The organism is Ruegeria sp. HKCCA5491 (genome assembly GCF_013034565.1).
Classification (GTDB): Bacteria; Pseudomonadota; Alphaproteobacteria; order Rhodobacterales; family Rhodobacteraceae; genus Ruegeria.
Window position 1 is genome coordinate 271,947 of the sequence record NZ_WQGG01000002.1, and the last position, 16,730, is coordinate 288,676.

Below are 16,730 nucleotides of genomic sequence, written 5' to 3' on the forward strand. Positions count from 1 at the left end.
GCCAACTGCGGTGTGCCGGTCGCATTTTTCGTGGTGCTTTGAGTTCAATCCGCAACATCTGGCAATCAATGCAAAATACGGCGGTGATCCGCCTTATTTCCTCCATATTTTGTGGATTCTGGCGATTTTTGGCGTGACCTTTGGCGTTTCGGTCGGTAGGATTGTTGAAGGATAGGTAAGAAAAACACCGCTTTGGCGGATCATATAAACAGGCGGACAGAGCATGACATTGAATCTTTCGATGCCCGGGCACGACGAACTGAAGCCTCGGATTACTGTATTTGGCGTTGGTGGCGCAGGCGGTAACGCTGTCAATAACATGATTGAAAAACAGTTGGATGGCGTGGATTTCGTGGTCGCCAATACCGACGCACAAGCACTTCAGCAAAGCCATTCCTCGGCGCGGGTGCAATTGGGCGTCAAAGTGACCGAGGGTCTGGGCGCTGGCGCGCGGCCTACCGTTGGGGCTGCGGCTGCAGAGGAAAGCATCGAACAGATCGTCGATCATCTGGCGGGCGCACATATGTGTTTCATCACCGCCGGCATGGGCGGTGGAACCGGTACAGGCGCTGCTCCGATCATCGCTCAGGCTGCGCGTGAGTTGGGCGTTCTGACTGTTGGTGTTGTCACCAAGCCCTTCCAGTTCGAAGGGGCCAAGCGGATGCGTCAGGCCGAAGACGGTGTCGAGGCGCTGCAAAAGGTCGTTGACACGCTGATCATCATTCCGAACCAGAACCTGTTCCGTCTGGCCAATGAAAAGACCACGTTTACCGAGGCGTTCTCGATGGCCGATGACGTTCTGTATCAGGGCGTGAAGGGCGTGACCGACCTGATGGTGCGTCCGGGTCTGATCAACCTCGACTTTGCCGACGTCCGCGCCGTGATGGACGAGATGGGCAAGGCGATGATGGGTACGGGCGAGGCGACCGGCGAAGATCGCGCGGTTCAGGCGGCCGAGAAGGCAATCGCCAACCCGCTGCTGGACGAAATCAGCCTGAAGGGTGCCAAGGGCGTGCTGATCAATATCACCGGTTCGCACGACCTGACCCTGTTCGAATTGGACGAAGCCGCCAACCGCATCCGCGAGGAAGTGGACCCCGAGGCGAACATCATCGTTGGTTCGACCCTGGATACCGCGATGGAAGGCGGCATGCGCGTTTCGGTTGTCGCAACCGGTATTGACGCCAGTGAAAAGCACGATGACGTCCCCGTTGCCCGTCGTTCGATGTCAGCCCCACTGACACGCACAGTTTCGGCAGAAGAACCGCTGCAAGAAGAGACTCCCGTCGCAGCGGAAGAGGTCGTTACTGAGCCTCAGCCCGAAGTGAACCGCGAACCTTCGTTGTTTGAAACGACCGAGGAACCGACGGAACCACAGTACCAGCCGCGTGCTGAACAAGACGATGATGGCCTGCCCCCTCCGGCCTATCAGCCGCAGGTCGCTGAGTTCGAACCGACCCCCGAGCCGGTTGAACCTGCTCCGGAAAACTATGTCGCGCCTCAGCCTCAACCAGCGGCGGGCACCCCGTCGCCCGAGGCCCTGCAGCGCCTGCAAGCCGCAGTTCAGAACGTTCCGGCGTCCGAGCGTGGCCACCCAGCGCCGCGCCCGACGGCACCGCAGCCCGCACCTCAGCCGACGGCCCATACTGAGGCTGATCGTCCCCGGTTTGGCTTCAACCGTTTGATCGACCGGATGACGGGGCACGCGGCCGATACTCCGGCGCAACCACCGCGCCAACAGCCGGTTATGCGCCAATCTGACGCTACGGCACCAGCACAGGATGAGGCCGATCCCGAACAGGATCGCATCGAAATTCCGGCATTTCTGCGGCGTCAAGCGAACTGATCACGGTAACAATATACGTTTTAGGGGTCGCCACTTGGCGGCCCTTTTTAATTTAAATACAGTACCTTAGGTGGATATAAGCAGTCTTTTGCCGATCTGTTACATACATGTTTCATTCAGTTACAAAGAGTGAGTTGAGCCTTTTGCCCGTGTTCCTTAACTGAATGTCCAACACGGTCGGGATGGGCCGGACACCACTCACTGAGGTTCATTTTGCAACATACGCTCAAAACTCCGATCACGTTTACAGGCGTCGGGCTGCACAGCGGCAAACCAGCGACGATGGTCCTGAAGCCAGCGGCCGCCGGTCACGGCATCTGGTTCAAGCGGTCGGATATCGAACTGGGCAACGCGCTGATCCCGGCGATCTACGACGTGGTGGAACGCACTCCGCTATGTACCCGTCTAGTGAACGACGCGGGTGTGTCGGTGTCGACCATCGAACATATCATGGCAGCTTTGGCCGGGTGCGGTGTTCATAACGCTCTGATCGAGATTGACGGCCCCGAAGTTCCGATCATGGACGGATCGTCGATCGACTTCGTGCGCGGCATCATGACCAAAGGCGTGCGTCGGCAGGCGAGCCCGGTTCTGGCCTACGAAGTGCTCAAGCCCGTAACAGCGACCCGCGAAGGGGCAAGCGCCTCAATCGCGCCCGCCGATGGCCTGATCATCGACTTCCACATAGATTTCGAAGACGCAGCGATTGGCAGTCAGACCAAGACATTGGATATGCGTAACGGATCCTTTGCGCGCGAGCTGAGCGATTGCCGTACGTTCTGCCGCCGCACAGACGTAGAAGAAATGCGCGAGAACGGTCTTGCGCTTGGCGGAACATTGGAAAACGCCGTGGTTGTTCAGGGGGACGAAGTGTTGACCCCCGGCGGACTTCGCCACGCTGATGAAGCCGTGCGTCACAAGATGCTGGACGCTCTGGGTGACCTTTACCTAGCCGGAGGGCCGATCCTGGGTCATTTCACAGGCGACAAGTCGGGCCATGCGATGACAAACACCTTGCTGCGCAAGCTGTTTGAAACGCCGGGTGCCGTTCGTCCGATCCTTTGCACGCCCGAACAGGCCGCGCGCCTGCCGGGGCAAGGCCTTGTGTGGGACGAAATCCCCGAAGTCGCCTGATTGGATCAACTCTGTCGACAATTGCGCCAGAGGGCTTACTAAGGCGTTTTGCCCCGCAATTATATGTGCTAAACCAAGGCCAAATCCGGGGTTTGCCCCAATAATCAAGACGACAAGGATAGGCGGAATGGTTGGCACCAAAGCGGCAGTCAGATTCGCAGCGGCGATTCTTCTGGCAGCAGTTTTGACGGCTTGCGGCAGACAAGGCGCGGACCGCGATCAGAACCTGGAAGGGTTCACTCCGGAACAGATTTTCACGCGCGGCGAATACGAGCTGTCGCAGAATCGTTCGGATGATGCGGCGTGGTACTTCTCGGAAGTTGAACGTCTGTATCCTTATTCCGATTGGGCCAAACGCGCGCTGATCATGCAGGCGTTCTCATACCATTCGGACAAGAACTATGAAGAAAGCCGGGCGGCGGCGCAGCGGTATATCGACTTTTACCCCACGGATGAAGATGCGGCCTATGCCCAGTACCTGCTTGCGCTGAGCTATTATGATCAGATTGACGAGGTCGGGCGTGATCAGGGCCTGACATTTCAGGCGCTTCAGTCCTTGCGCACGGTCATCGAAGTTTATCCCGACAGTGAATACGCAACGTCGGCGGTGTTGAAATTCGATCTGGCTTTTGACCATCTGGCCGGAAAGGAAATGGAGATTGGCCGGTATTACCTGCGCCAAGATCATTATTCCGCAGCCATCAACCGGTTCCGTGTCGTGGTTGAGGATTTCCAGACCACGTCGCACACAGCCGAGGCGCTGTATCGTTTGATCGAAGCCTATCTGTCGCTGGGTCTGGTGGACGAAGCGCAGTCGGCCGGTGCGATTCTGGGATACAACTATCAGTCGTCCGAGTGGTACGACGCGGGTTACAAGCTGTTGACCTCGCGTGGGCTGGACCTGAAGAGCCGAGGAAATAATTGGCTCAGCCAGATCTATCGCCAGACGATCAAGGGTGAGTGGTTGTAATCGCCATGACCAAAGGCGTGGGACGCTAAGACCCGATGCTGCGCGCCCTCGATATCCGCGACATGCTGATCATCGACCGGTTGGAACTGACGTTTCAACCGGGTTTGAACGCGTTGACCGGCGAGACAGGGGCAGGCAAGTCAATCCTGCTGGATTCGCTCGGCTTCGTTCTGGGGTGGCGGGGTCGGGCCGAACTGGTGCGTCAGGGCGCTGTTCAGGGCGAGGTTGTGGCCGAATTTGAACTGTCCCCGGACCATCCGGCCCATGCAATCTTGGCGGAGGCCGGATTGCCAGCCGGAGAGGAATTGATCCTGCGCCGCGTAAACACAGCCGAAGGGCGCAAGACAGCCTGGGTCAATGACCGGCGCTGCTCGGGCGAGGTGCTGCGGGCGCTATCTGAGACTCTGGTGGAGCTGCATGGTCAGCATGATGATCGCGGATTGTTGAATCCGCGCGGTCACAGGGCCATGCTGGACAGCTATTCGGGCGCTGGTGAGCAGCTTGCCGACGTTCGCACCGCGTGGTCTGAAGTGTCGCGCGCCCGCAAAGCTCTTGCCCAGACCGAGGCTGCTTTGACAGCGATGCGCGCCGAAGAAGAGTTTCTGCGCCATTCGGTAGCCGAACTTGATCAGTTGAACCCGCAACCGGGCGAAGATGCTGATCTGGATGCACGTCGTCGATTGATGCAGGGTGCCGAGCGCATCCGTGACGACGTTGCCCGCGCTTTCGATTTGCTGGGCGGCGACGGCGCAGAGGGCGCGATGTCTGACGCCGTGCGTTGGCTGGAAGGTGTATCCGATAATGCTGGTGGGCAGTTGGAGGAACCGATTGCCGCGTTGGGCCGCGCCTCGATCGAATTGGGTGAGGCGCAAGACGGTGTCAGCGCCTGTCTTGACGCGCTTGAGTTCAACCCATCCGAGTTGGAGCTGACCGAAGAGCGTCTTTTTGCTATTCGCGCGCTGGCCCGAAAACACGACGTTGCCCCCGATGATCTGGGTGGCTTTGCTGAGACCTTGCGGGACCGTTTGAACCGCTTGGAAGCAGGGGACGCGAATCTGGCCGATCAGCGCGCTGCGGTTGCGGCCGCGCAGGAACGCTATGACGCTGCTGCTTCGGCTCTGAGCGCCGCTCGGCAAAAGGCTGCCGTCGAGTTGGACACAGCCGTAATGGCAGAACTGGCACCGTTGAAAATGGAGCGTGCGGTGTTTCGGACCGAAGTGACCCCAGGCGACCCCGGCCCCGAAGGTATTGACGTGGTTGCCTTCACGGTTGCCACCAACCCGGGTGCCCCGTCCGGTCCGCTGAACAAGATCGCGTCCGGCGGGGAACTCAGCCGATTTCTGCTGGCACTCAAGGTGTGCCTGACCGGGGAAGACAGTGCGCACACCATGATCTTTGATGAGATTGATCGGGGTGTAGGCGGTGCCACGGCGGATGCTGTTGGCCGTCGACTGGCGTCTTTGGCGGATGGTGGGCAGGTTCTTGTGGTGACGCATTCACCGCAGGTCGCCGCCCGAGCCGCGCATCACTGGCGGGTTCAGAAACATGTCACGGCCGGTCAGACGCTTTCGACGGTGATCCCGCTGGCTGATCCTGACAGGGTGGACGAAATCGCCCGAATGGTTGCCGGCGATACCATAACTGACGAAGCGCGCGCCGCCGCCCGTGCCTTGTTGGACGCATAGCTGCTCACACCCGCGCGATCCGCCTTTTATATGTGCCCACCGTGGCTTAGTAAGGCATATGAATTGATCCCCGAGGGCACATGACTCAGTCGACCCGTACCGTTTTGCGCAACCAGCTCAATCAGGCTCTGGCCGCGATGAAGGATGCGTGGCGGGTGATGCGGCGTCGGGGCCCCAGCCAAATTCAGTTCTGGTTCATTGCTTTGGCCATCGGGATCGCGGCTGGCTTCATGGCGCTGGGATTTCGCAAGGCAATCCGGGCTCTTCAGGCCTATGTCTATGACACCGAAGACATCCTGCTGCTGCATAGCCATGCGGAAAAGCTGCCGTGGTTCGTGATCCTGATCACGCCCATCATTGGCGGTCTGGTTGTTGGCATCATCCTGCACAGATTCACCGATGACGGGCGCGTTCGTTCCGTCGCCGACGTGATTGAGGGCGCGGCGCTGACCGATGGCCGGGTTGAACGCAAGGCCGGGATCGCGTCCTTGTTCGCGTCCCTGATTACACTAAGTACGGGCGGATCGACGGGCCGCGAAGGTCCGGTGGTGCACATGGCCGGTGTCATCTCGACATGGGTCAGCGACCGTATTAACGCCGACGGCATTACCGGGCGCGACCTGTTGGGATGTGCGGTTGCGGCCGCAGTATCGGCCAGCTTCAATTCTCCGATCGCGGGTGCGCTTTTCGCGCTCGAGGTCGTCTTGCGGCATTTTGCGGTGCATGCATTTGCGCCGATCGTCATCGCGTCGGTCGCGGGCACGGTGATCAACAGGTTGGAATATGGCGACGTCACCGAGTTCGTTTTGGAAACGCCCGGCTCGCTGCAATTCTATGTCGAGTTACCCGCATTTCTGATCCTTGGCCTGATCTGCGGGCTAGTTTCCCTGCTGCTGATGCGATCAATCTTTTTCGCCGAGGACTTCGGCAACCACATTCAGGCCCGATTGTCCCTGCCGCGTTGGTTGCGGCCAGCCGTGTCGGGCGCGATGCTGGGGCTTCTGGCGATCTGGTTCCCGCACATCATCGGGGTTGGATACGAAACCACGGTCCGTGCCTTGACCGGAGATTTGGTGCTTTCCGCTGCTATTGTCTTTGCCGTGGTCAAAACCGTTGCGTTGGCCATTACGATGGGCGGACGGATGGGGGGCGGGGTGTTCTCGCCTTCGCTGATGATCGGCGCGCTGACCGGGTTGGCCTTCGGCCTTGTCGCGACGGGTCTGCTGCCGGATGTATCTGGCACGCATACTCTCTATGCGTTTGCGGGGATGGGGGCCGTTGCCGCCGCGGTGCTGGGTGCGCCAATATCGACCACGATGATTGTTTTTGAGCTGACCGGAGACTGGCAAATCGGTCTGGCCGTAATGGTTTCGGTGTCCATGTCGACCGCGCTGGCCTCGCGCTTAGTCGACAGATCGTTCTTCCTGACACAGCTTGAGCGCCGCGATGTCCACCTGGCCGCTGGCCCGCAGGCTTATCTGTTGGCGATGCTTCGCGCCGGATCAGTGATGCGCCCGATCGGTGATCCACGGTCAATCACCAAGGACGAAGCACAGGATCTGATAGAACAAGGCCTGTGCGTTCAGGCCAGCGCCACGTTAGAGGCCGCGATGCCTTACTTCGACCGGGTGGACATCCCGTGCATTCCGGTCGTCGTGGTGGATGAGGACGGCTGCGAAAACCCCGTTGGTGCCCTGTACCACATAGACGCGCTCAAAGCCTATAACCGGGCTTTGGCGGCGACGGCGGCCGAGGAACATTCTTAACCGGGATACACAGTCGCGGCGTCCCCCAGATAGTTATCCCACGCAAACCAGTACGAGATATGTCCCGCGACGCGTGGCAACCGGGTGCCATCAGGCCCGATCAAGGCCTCTTCGGTCATTGTCCATTTCCGGCCCGCCTGATCAACCAAACCGCTGTCAGACGCCGTGAATTGGTTTGACTTCCTCTCGTAGGCCCGGACCGTGCGCTTGTCTGGGTTTCCGACCAAAACCAGCGCCTTGTTGTCGATTGCGTCATTGATTACGCGGGTCTTGCTGAACGCGTTCAAAGGCCAAGCCCGCGCCGCGCCAAATTGACGAATGGCGAACACATAGTCCTTCTGCTGATGTCTGGATTGATCGACCAGCGCCGGGAACATCAACTCGGGCGATGCGAAGTAATCGCGATAGACTACGCCCGATCCATAGTTTCTGCGGTGCCCGGTTTTGAGGGACAGAACCTTGGTGTCCGGGTGCGAGGTTTTCCAGCTTTGCCATGTGGTGATCACAACTGGTCGCTGCTTCAGTTCAATCCCGCTGCTGACCAAGGGGCCAACAACCGGTTTGCCGGTGTACTGGTTCCATAACGAGTGTGTCTCGCGGTCGAACATCAGCTTGTTCGAGCGGTATAGAAAACCTGATGAGCCAAAGACCAGAGGCTTGCTCCGCCCGGCCACTTGCGTTTCAAATAGAATTCCAGAACCACACAACGTACAATAGGCCAGCGCGACAGGTACGCCGCCGATGACTTCATTGAACATTTCGTGCCAGCCCATAATCCGTAACGGATAGGCGCGTGTGTCTCCGTTGATCGAGACCCCGAAAACCAGATCGCTGTCTTTCAGGTATTCCGCCCGAGACACCGGCACCAGTGTCGGATTATCCAGAGATGGGATACCATCCTTGTGAACCCCACCCCATGTGATCTCTTCCAGCCGGATTTTCATCTTCTCGGGCTGAAGGTATTCAGGGCGCAGAAAATCGTCGAAATTCGGATCGATTCCCAATAGCACCTCGCGCTTGAATGGGATCAGCGACGGATGTGGGGTCAGTTGCGGGTTGTTCTCTTGCCACAGCATCCAATCGAACCAATCGGTTCCGATAGTCTCGCCCGTAAGATCGCGCATCACGCCGGTGATCTCGTTGCTTCGCTGCCGCCCGTACCGCATCGCGGTCAGCAGGGCAAGGACGACATCCGGATTTCCACGCGCGACCAGATAAGACATTCCTTCGGCAAACTCGGAATTGCTGCCATACAGGGTGGAACGCACCGCCTGCAAAACAGGATCGGATTGTGACCACAACGCTGTGGGCAGGGCAAGCCCGGCCCCAAATGCTCCGACGAAACTGCGGCGGGTGATCGACATGGCGTCCTCCGATGGTGTGTTGTGCCATTTTGCCCGCAAATCGGTTCACTTGCATTGAACAGGCGCGTGAGGAACGCGTGAAGTTTGTTCGATTTGGGGCGTGGTTGAAGTCTATTGACCGCAATCGTTCGCGGGAATTGGCAAGCCGGGTTGATACTGTTGAAGTTTCCGGTTTCTATGAGCCCGAGCAGCACCCGCAGTAATGGCGGATAACAAAAAAACTTGGTTGAGGTCAGGCAATGAGCATTGTGAAACGACTGTTGAGTAGCCCCGTTATCACGGTGACGTTGGCAGGTTCGCTGGGCCTGATGATGTGGGAAGTCCACCAACTGCGCACAAGTCATGTTGGGATAACTCATTCCGCTCCGATCTGGTCTGGGGATCGCGTTGCGCAAGTCGAAACCATTTTCACCGCCCTCAACATGAAAGAACTGGACGTCCCCGTGGACCGTGCGGGCAGCGGTGGTGCGTTGACCAGTTTGGGAAAAGACTTGATCGTCATGACCCATGAAGGCGGGTTTTTCGAAGTCAGCGGCGATGAAGCCGTGACGCTTGATATTGCGCCGCCGCCCAACGGGTGGGAGACCATGCTTGATTTCGAAGAGGCCAACCCGGATTACAACTTTGCGCATTTTTACTTTCGCTATAACGACGTAGACGTCGTCGACGGTAAGCTGATTGTCTCATTCACCGAGTGGGTAGAAGCCGACAATTGCTATCGCACGACCTTGTCCACTGCTCCGCTGAACGGCACCTCTGCCGATGCGGTTTCAATCAGTTCGGATGACTGGACCATTCTATACGCAACGGATCCCTGTCTTGCGCCCAACCCGGACGGGCGCGCGATTCAGGGCCATATGGCAGGCGGTCGGTTCCGTGTCGACGATGATGGGACATTGTATCTGGCCGCTGGCGACTATGCGATGGACGGAACCTATTCGCCGGTGGCGCTGTCGCAGGATCCTGACCAGATGTACGGCAAGGTACTTGCCGTCGATACGGCAACAGGTGAGCACCGCGTTCTCAGTCAGGGTCACTCGAACATGCAGGGGATCGCGTTTGATGCCGATGGCCGCTTGTGGACGGTCGAGCATGGCCGTCGCGGAGGGGATGAACTGAACCTTATTCGTGAGGGCTCAGATTACGGGTGGCCGCAGGTTTCGCTGGGTACGCGGTACAATAAGTTGCCTTTGCCGGATACGCTTGATTACGGACGCCACCCGGAATTCCAGCTTCCAGCCTATTCGTGGTTGCCCTCGGTCGCCGTAAGTTCATTAGCGCCGGTGGATGACTTCCATCCAGCGTGGGATGGTGACATGCTGGCGGGGTCCTTGGCCGGAAACAGCCTGTTCCGCATTCGCACGAACGGCGAAGGCATCCTGTTCGCCGAGCGCATTCCGCTCGGCTTTCGCATCCGCTATGTCCATCAGCATGGAGACACGATCGCACTTTGGACCGACCAGAAAAAGGTGCTGCATCTGACGGTTGGAGAGTTTGATCCAAGCTACCAGTTCGCTGTTGCCAAAATTGGCGATCTTGGATTGTCGAACAGAACCGTCGGCGCGGTCGAAACCGCGTTGGACGGTTGCGCCGAATGTCACGGTTTTGGCGTACTTCCTAGCGCAAGCGCCCCGTCATTGGGCGAGGTCTACGGCAGAAAGATCGCGGGTCTCACAGATTTTGACTATTCGCAGTCGCTTTCGTCGGTCGGAGGAGAGTGGACGCGCGAGCAGTTGGTAGCATTTCTGGACAATCCGCAATCTGTGGCCCAGGACACCTCGATGCCTGACCCAGCGCTGGACGACCCAGAAGTAATTAACGCCTTGGTGGATATCCTGATTTCTCTGCGCGAGCAGGCTGAATAACCTCTGATTTTTGTGTGAAGGAAGGCCTCGGGCGCGTCTGAAGCAGCACGGATTTTTGCTTGGAAACAGCAATCGCCGCAAAGTTGGGCTTTGGGCATTCTTGCGTGCTTAAGAACGCACCGAGCCAGCAGTGGAACTTGTTCGACGCCCATTGGAATGGCTTGTTTTCTTGATTCAAACAGCAAATTTCAGCTATTATCGGCAAAGTTGGCCCGGATAATTTATTGAGTTCAATTGGTATTCGTTCTTCTTAACCGGGTATCTGGCACTACGAATACACGTAATTTCAAACAACTAGACGACAAATATACGAACTTGCACCAAGGCTCATGAGATTTGGGGGCAACTTATTATGTTTTTACTGCGTCTCGCTTTGTGTACATCAAATTACACGACTGCCTCTGCGCGTGCATGGTGTCCGGCGCTTTTGGGGCCGCTTGGCAGAACTTGGGCCATCTATTGCTTGTGGAAGTTCCGAATACTCCGCTCTGAACCTTTCAGATGCGCAGAGTACCCTTTGGTTCACGCACGTGTTCCGATGAATTGCCGGGGCGGAAAGCGAATTCTAAATCCGGTTTCGTGTAGAAAAGGGTCTTTGCATGCGCGTTTTTGATGCCGCATTGATCGGCGCTGGCCCTGCTGGTTATGCCGCCCTGACCGCGATGAAGGGTTATTCCGGATCGTTGGTTGTTGTTACGGGTGCGACGTCCCAACCCTTTGAGGGGGGGCCGGCCAAAATAGTTTCGGTTGCTTATGAACGGCGCGAGCCCGCCTATTTGGCCGAACGAACGGCAGTGTCCGGAGATGCCCCTCCAATGTTTGTTGCCGCAGAAATTGGTGGTTTGGCCAATTATTGGGGAAAACAGCTTCAGGTCTATGACAGGGATGACCCTTGGGGACAGGGACGATTCCTTGAAAACTGGCGGGCTTACCGCGAAGCGTGCGACGCAGTACAATCCGATTTTGAAGTGGTTGGCGGCGTTCGTCGGCAGAAACTGGAAAACGGATTTGAAAAAAGCGCACCGCGCCTTCTGACGGGAACCAAGGACGAGCCCGGGTCTGGATTGCGCGCTATGGCAAATGCGGTGGAAAAGCGCCTGCGTGAAATGCCGGATGTCGAAATCCGCAACGGTCGGGTACAGCGTATCGAAACCGAACAGGAACTTGTTCGGTTAGAGCTTGACGACGGTACCCGGATTAAGGCTCGTCGCGTGTTTCTGGCTGCCGGTGTTCTTGGCACGGCAACTTTGCTGGCACGTAGCCTAAGGGCAGCGACCGAGATCAGATTTCGTGATCATGCACCTTACACGATCAATTGCCTCAGGCTCGCCCGTATACTTGGGTCGCCCCGCAGCTATACGAACCGAGGGAATTTCAACGCGCTGACGCTCAAGTGGAAACAAGACGGGCTTTGTAAGCTGTTTGCCTCAGTCTACACGGTGTCCCAAGCCCCGCTGAGTATGCTAACGACCAGGTTTGGTCTGGGGCCTCACTTCCGTGGTCGACGCATTGGACGCATTATTGATTTTGTCCAGCCAGTGCGGATTTGGACACCGAAAACGCTGGTTCAGTTCCACCATTTACCGGGCCAGGACCGGATAGAGGCGATACAGACGCCGAAACCGGATATGGACGAATACTTGCAGCATCTTCTCGACTGGCTCGCCTCTCATGGCGTGCGCAGCGCATTGGGCATCACTGACCCCGGTCAAGGGTTTCACTATCACAGGCTGACCCTTGGGCAGCGTCTTGAGCCCGTGGATCGGGTCGTGCGATCTGCTTTCGACGGGAAGGTCCGTGTGATCGACGCATCCTGCCTGCCTGAGATTGGCTGCCCTCCGCATACGTTGACCTCAATGGCGCAGGCGTTCGGACGTGTCCGTCATGACATGGCAACTGTCGAGGCGGTGAAAGAGGCGATCTAGATTTGTTCGACCTTGACCGACTCGATCTTATAAAAGGCAACGTAGCCCTTGATTTCCAGGGCTGATGGGATTGGGTCTTCGTAGCTCCATGCTGCGTTTTCAGTGACAGAGGATTTGTTCACAATCGAAAAATGCGTGGCATCGCCCTTGTGCGGGCAATGCGTGCGTTTTTCGGTGCGATCCAGAAACGCCATGGCAATGTCTGAGCGAGGGAAGTAGATTACAGGGTCAAGATCGCCTTCCAAAAGCTCCAGCGCATTTGTGCTTTCACCAAGGATAGCGCCTCCGGACCGGACGCTCCATTTGCCCGGTGCTTTACGGATTGTGATCTTGGTCATACGTATTCCATCCCTTTGTTCTGGGCTTCTCCTCTGCCCGGTGTTTGTAACAGTCCGGTGTCAGACCGGCCCGGTTGCGGCATCCAACCACAGCTGCGCCTCTGCGCCCAGCCTAGGCCTGATTTTTTCCGCAACGTCGCGGTGATAGGCGTTCAGCCAATCGCGTTCGTCAGTGGTAAGCATCTCGACCACAATCAACCGTTGGTCAATTGGGACAAAAGTCAGAGTACACCAGTTCAGCATCGCGCGTTCGGCATCACCACCGGGCAGGGCGGGCGCCTCTTGCACAGCCACCAGATTTTCGATCCGGATTCCGAAAGCGCCCTCGCGGTAGTAGCCAGGTTCGTTTGACAGGATCATACCGGGTTGCAGCGGGACAGAGCTGACACGCGACAGACGCTGGGGGCCTTCGTGAACGCTTAGATAAGCGCCGACCCCGTGGCCGACCCCGTGATTGAAATCCTGCCCTGCCGCCCAGAGCGGTGCGCGCGCGATACATTCAACGTCGCGTCCTGCCAAACCAACGGGCCAGCGCAACATGGACATGTTAATCATGCCCTTCAACACGCGGGTGAAGCAGGTTTTTTCCTCTTCGCCGACCTCTCCGACGGCGATGGTCCGGGTGATATCTGTCGTACCATCCAAATACTGGCCGCCGCTGTCCAGAACCAGTATGTGTCCGTCTTTTAGCAAGCTGTCGGTTTCTTCGGTCACGCGATAGTGCATGATCGCACCGTTGGGGCCGGTTCCGGCGATCGTGTCGAACGAGATGTCCTGCAGGGCGTTGTCCCTGCGTCGGTTTTCTTCCAGCCGGGTAACGACTTGGGTCTCGGTCACTGTGCCGGGGGTCTGTGCATCCAGCCAGCACAGGGTTTCGACAACCGCTACGGCGTCGCGCAAGTGCGCTTCGGCGCTGCCAGCGATTTCGGCCAGGTTCTTGCAGGCCTTGGGCAGGGCGCACGGGTCGCCGCCGTCAATCATCCGATCTGACAAGATATCCGCTACGGCTTGTGGCAACGTGCCCAGATCGACCTGTACCTTGCCATCAAGCGCAGCGAGGCTGTCCAAGAACGCGTTCGGTTCGTGGATATTCACCCTGTCACCCAGAGGAATGACCAGTTTTTCCTTGGCCATGAACAGATCCACCAGCCCATCGGCATGTAGAATCGCGAATCCGTGTGCCACAGGATTGTAGCCGATATCTGAGCCGCGAATGTTCAACAGCCACATGATCGAGTCCGGCAGGGTAATCACAGCGGCCGAACATCCTGCATCGCGCAGGCCCGTGGCCAAGCGTGTGATTTTGCTTTCTGCGGTTTCTCCAGCGAATTCCAGAGGGTGAGCCTTGACGGGATTTAATGGCGGCTCCGGTTGGTCGTTCCAAATACGGTCGACGAGGTTATCGCTGCGCATCAGTTCGATACCACTGCCGGACAGCTCTTTCTGGGCGGCTGAGATCTGCTCGGCGGCGTGCAACCAAGGGTCAAAGCCAACTTTTCCCCCGTTCGGCAGTTGTTCCTTCAACCACGCACTCAGGCCGACTTCGGGCCAAGGCACCGGGGTGAAGTCGGACGCGACCTGTGCCTTGACCTGAGTACGGTAGCGTCCGTCAACAAACACGCCTGCGATGTCTGACAGGGCAACACAAAATCCGGCTGATCCGGTAAATCCGGTCAACCACGCCAGACGCTCGTCCCGTGGGGCGACATATTCTCCCTGATGCGCGTCCGCGCGCGGGGTCAGGAAACCATCCAACCCCGCTTGCGCTAGCTCCGTCCGCAGCGCAGCCAAGCGCGGTGGGCCTTGTTCCGGACGTGCGGTCACGGCAAAGGATTGAAACATGTCTCACCTCATTCAGATCGGAGTGCACTCCGTTTAGTTTTAGGATTAGGCGCGTTAGCCCACTTTCCTCATCCCCATGACCCTGGCGCGCGCCCTTGGGTCGCTGTCAAACAGTGCTGCCAATTGTTCGGTCATCGCACCGGCCAGTTGTTCCACGTCCGTAATTGTAACCGCGCGGTCGTAATAACGCGTCACGTCATGGCCGATCCCGATAGCAAGCAGTTCGACCATCTTGCGCTTCTCAACCATTGCGATCACGTCGCGCAGGTGTTTTTCCAGATAATTTGCAGGGTTAACGCTGAGAGTTGAATCATCGACCGGCGCACCATCGGAAATCACCATCAAGATCTTGCGCTGTTCGCGCCGGGCCATCATCCGACGATGCGCCCATTCCAGCGCCTCGCCGTCGATGTTTTCCTTCAGCAGACCTTCTTTCATCATCAGGCCAAGGTTGGGGCGTGCGCGACGCCACGGAGCATCCGCGCCCTTGTAAATAATATGGCGAAGGTCGTTCAGCCGCCCGGGTTGCTGGGGGCGACCGTCGTTCAGCCACGCCTCGCGTGCCTGACCACCCTTCCAGGCGCGGGTGGTGAAGCCCAGAATTTCGACCTTAACATTGCAGCGTTCCAGCGTCCGCGCCAGAACATCAGCGCATATCGCTGCGATCGAGATCGGACGCCCACGCATCGACCCGGAATTATCCAACAAAAGCGTCACGACGGTGTCGCGGAACTCGGTATCCTTCTCGATTTTGAAACTGAGCGGAGTTGTCGGGTTCGCGATGACACGTGCCAGACGTCCAGCATCCAAAATGCCTTCCTCACGGTCGAATTCCCACGATCGGTTCTGCTGCGCCTGCAGGCGGCGTTGCAGTTTGTTGGCCAGACGGCTGACCGCGCCCTTCAGCGGTTCAAGCTGTTGATCGAGATAGGCGCGCAGCCGTTCCAACTCGGCGGGTTCGGCCAAATCCTCGGCCTCGATCTCTTCGTCAAAAGTATTCAGGTAGACTTTGTAATCAGGGTCCGCCTCAGAGGCCGAAGGCGGGGCGGGCGGCTCTAGGGGGGCCTCGCCTTCGGGCATCTCTGCCTCTTCGCCCATCTCGTCGTCGGCCATTTCGTCCATCGAGACCTGAGCCTGAGATTGGTCCTGCTGCTCTTCCTGAGATTGCTCAGGGGTGGCATCGGCTTCTTGTTCATCCTGATCGTCCTGGCCGGTGCTATCAGGATCGGGCTGTTCTTCTGCGTCGTCCTCGGCCTGATCTTCCTGTTCTTCGTCCAGCTCGTCAGGGTCATCCCCCAATTGGTCGCCGTATCCCAGATCCTTGATCATCTTACGGGCAAACTTTGCAAACTCTGCCTGATCCGAGAGAATATCATCGAGGCTTTCAAGCGTTCCCCCAGCTTGTTCTTCGATGAATCCGCGCCAAAGGTTCATGATGTTATCTGCTGCCTGGGGCAGGTCACGACCAGTCGCCAGATGTCGGATCAGATAACCTGCCGCAACGGCCAAAGGCGCATCAGCAGGTTGTTTGCACTGGTCATACCCACGGCGGATAGCTTCGTGTTCAATTTTGACGTCGATATTGGACGCGGTGCCGGGCATGTCCCGTGCGCCCATCGCCTCGCACCGGGCGGTCTCCATCGCTTCGTACAGATCGCGCGCCATATCTCCCGGAGGGGCATAGCGTGCGTGCGTTGCATCGTCGTGGTATTTGCGTTGCAGCGCCAGTGCATCGGCGGTTCCGCGCGCCAGCAGAACCTCTTCGCGAGTCATGCGGCGGCTGACTTGCGGCAGGCGCATAGATTCACCCGACATGCCCGACGGATCGACCGTGTATGAGACGTTCAGCTCGGGATCATCGGCCATCACTTTTGTGGCTTCGGCCAAAGCTTTCTTGAACGGATCAGCGGGGTTATCGATTGGTTTGCTCATCGGCGGCAGGTCCGGTTGTGTTCTGTCCCGGCAACCTAGAACCATTCCGGGGTCTTGACCATA

At 58.0% G+C, this 16,730-nt stretch carries 11 protein-coding genes; 7 read left to right on the plus strand and 4 right to left on the minus strand.

Going from position 1 to position 16,730, the window contains the following annotated elements:
• The first annotated feature begins 223 nt into the window (after positions 1–223).
• From ftsZ to GOV88_RS05135, 5 genes are all read left to right on the plus strand, one after another.
• A complete protein-coding gene (gene ftsZ, locus GOV88_RS05115; RefSeq protein ID WP_171239728.1) occupies positions 224–1,846 on the plus strand; it encodes a cell division protein FtsZ in 1,623 nt (540 codons plus the stop codon).
• 213 nt (positions 1,847–2,059) lie between these two features.
• A complete protein-coding gene (gene lpxC, locus GOV88_RS05120; RefSeq protein ID WP_171210426.1) occupies positions 2,060–2,980 on the plus strand; it encodes a UDP-3-O-acyl-N-acetylglucosamine deacetylase in 921 nt (306 codons plus the stop codon).
• Positions 2,981–3,107: 127 nt separating this feature from the next.
• On the plus strand, positions 3,108–3,950 hold the full coding sequence (locus GOV88_RS05125) for an outer membrane protein assembly factor BamD (RefSeq protein ID WP_171210427.1): 843 nt from the start codon (positions 3,108–3,110) through the stop codon (positions 3,948–3,950).
• A gap of 35 nt (positions 3,951–3,985) precedes the next feature.
• Complete coding sequence (recN, locus tag GOV88_RS05130; protein ID WP_171239729.1) at positions 3,986–5,635, plus strand: DNA repair protein RecN; 1,650 nt, start codon at positions 3,986–3,988, stop codon at positions 5,633–5,635.
• Between the two features lie 80 nt (positions 5,636–5,715).
• Positions 5,716–7,401 carry a chloride channel protein gene (locus GOV88_RS05135; RefSeq protein WP_171239730.1) on the plus strand — a complete coding sequence of 562 codons (1,686 nt, stop codon included), beginning with the start codon at positions 5,716–5,718 and terminating at the stop codon, positions 7,399–7,401.
• On the opposite strand, the gene GOV88_RS05140 is transcribed toward GOV88_RS05135, so the two are convergent.
• Positions 7,398–8,765: a DUF3179 domain-containing protein gene (locus GOV88_RS05140; protein WP_171239731.1), complete on the minus strand. Its 1,368-nt coding sequence runs from the start codon at positions 8,763–8,765 to the stop codon at positions 7,398–7,400. The two genes, GOV88_RS05135 and GOV88_RS05140, sit on opposite strands and share 4 nt — an antisense overlap.
• A gap of 239 nt (positions 8,766–9,004) precedes the next feature.
• Here GOV88_RS05140 and GOV88_RS05145 point away from each other — a divergent pair, with 239 nt between their 5' ends.
• Both GOV88_RS05145 and GOV88_RS05150 read left to right on the plus strand, forming a co-directional pair.
• The gene (locus GOV88_RS05145; protein WP_171122535.1) at positions 9,005–10,630 is read left to right on the plus strand and encodes a PQQ-dependent sugar dehydrogenase; all 1,626 of its coding nucleotides are present in this window, start codon (positions 9,005–9,007) and stop codon (positions 10,628–10,630) included.
• A 599-nt stretch (positions 10,631–11,229) separates the two neighbouring features.
• Complete coding sequence (locus GOV88_RS05150; protein WP_171239732.1) at positions 11,230–12,555, plus strand: hypothetical protein; 1,326 nt, start codon at positions 11,230–11,232, stop codon at positions 12,553–12,555.
• On the opposite strand, the gene GOV88_RS05155 is transcribed toward GOV88_RS05150, so the two are convergent.
• From GOV88_RS05155 to cobT, 3 genes are read right to left on the minus strand one after another with little or no spacing between them, the layout of a single operon-like run.
• Complete coding sequence (locus tag GOV88_RS05155; protein WP_171120690.1) at positions 12,552–12,893, minus strand: DUF427 domain-containing protein; 342 nt, start codon at positions 12,891–12,893, stop codon at positions 12,552–12,554. The genes GOV88_RS05150 and GOV88_RS05155 overlap by 4 nt on opposite strands.
• A gap of 60 nt (positions 12,894–12,953) precedes the next feature.
• Entirely contained in the window at positions 12,954–14,735 is a 1,782-nt protein-coding gene (locus GOV88_RS05160) for an aminopeptidase P family protein (RefSeq protein WP_171239733.1), read from the minus strand.
• Positions 14,736–14,789: 54 nt separating this feature from the next.
• Entirely contained in the window at positions 14,790–16,667 is a 1,878-nt protein-coding gene (gene cobT / locus GOV88_RS05165; protein ID WP_171239734.1) for a cobaltochelatase subunit CobT, read from the minus strand.
• Between the last annotated feature and the right edge of the window lie 63 nt (positions 16,668–16,730).

Coding starts and splice junctions, on each gene's coding strand:
- GOV88_RS05150 (WP_171239732.1), top strand. CDS start 11,230: ATGCGCGTTTTTGATGCCGCATTGATCGGCGCTGGCCCTGCTGGTTAT.
- GOV88_RS05125 (WP_171210427.1), top strand. CDS start 3,108: ATGGTTGGCACCAAAGCGGCAGTCAGATTCGCAGCGGCGATTCTTCTG.
- GOV88_RS05155 (WP_171120690.1), bottom strand. CDS start 12,893: ATGACCAAGATCACAATCCGTAAAGCACCGGGCAAATGGAGCGTCCGG.
- GOV88_RS05160 (WP_171239733.1), bottom strand. CDS start 14,735: ATGTTTCAATCCTTTGCCGTGACCGCACGTCCGGAACAAGGCCCACCG.
- GOV88_RS05145 (WP_171122535.1), top strand. CDS start 9,005: ATGAGCATTGTGAAACGACTGTTGAGTAGCCCCGTTATCACGGTGACG.
- GOV88_RS05140 (WP_171239731.1), bottom strand. CDS start 8,765: ATGTCGATCACCCGCCGCAGTTTCGTCGGAGCATTTGGGGCCGGGCTT.
- GOV88_RS05135 (WP_171239730.1), top strand. CDS start 5,716: ATGACTCAGTCGACCCGTACCGTTTTGCGCAACCAGCTCAATCAGGCT.
- recN (WP_171239729.1), top strand. CDS start 3,986: ATGCTGCGCGCCCTCGATATCCGCGACATGCTGATCATCGACCGGTTG.
- cobT (WP_171239734.1), bottom strand. CDS start 16,667: ATGAGCAAACCAATCGATAACCCCGCTGATCCGTTCAAGAAAGCTTTG.
- ftsZ (WP_171239728.1), top strand. CDS start 224: ATGACATTGAATCTTTCGATGCCCGGGCACGACGAACTGAAGCCTCGG.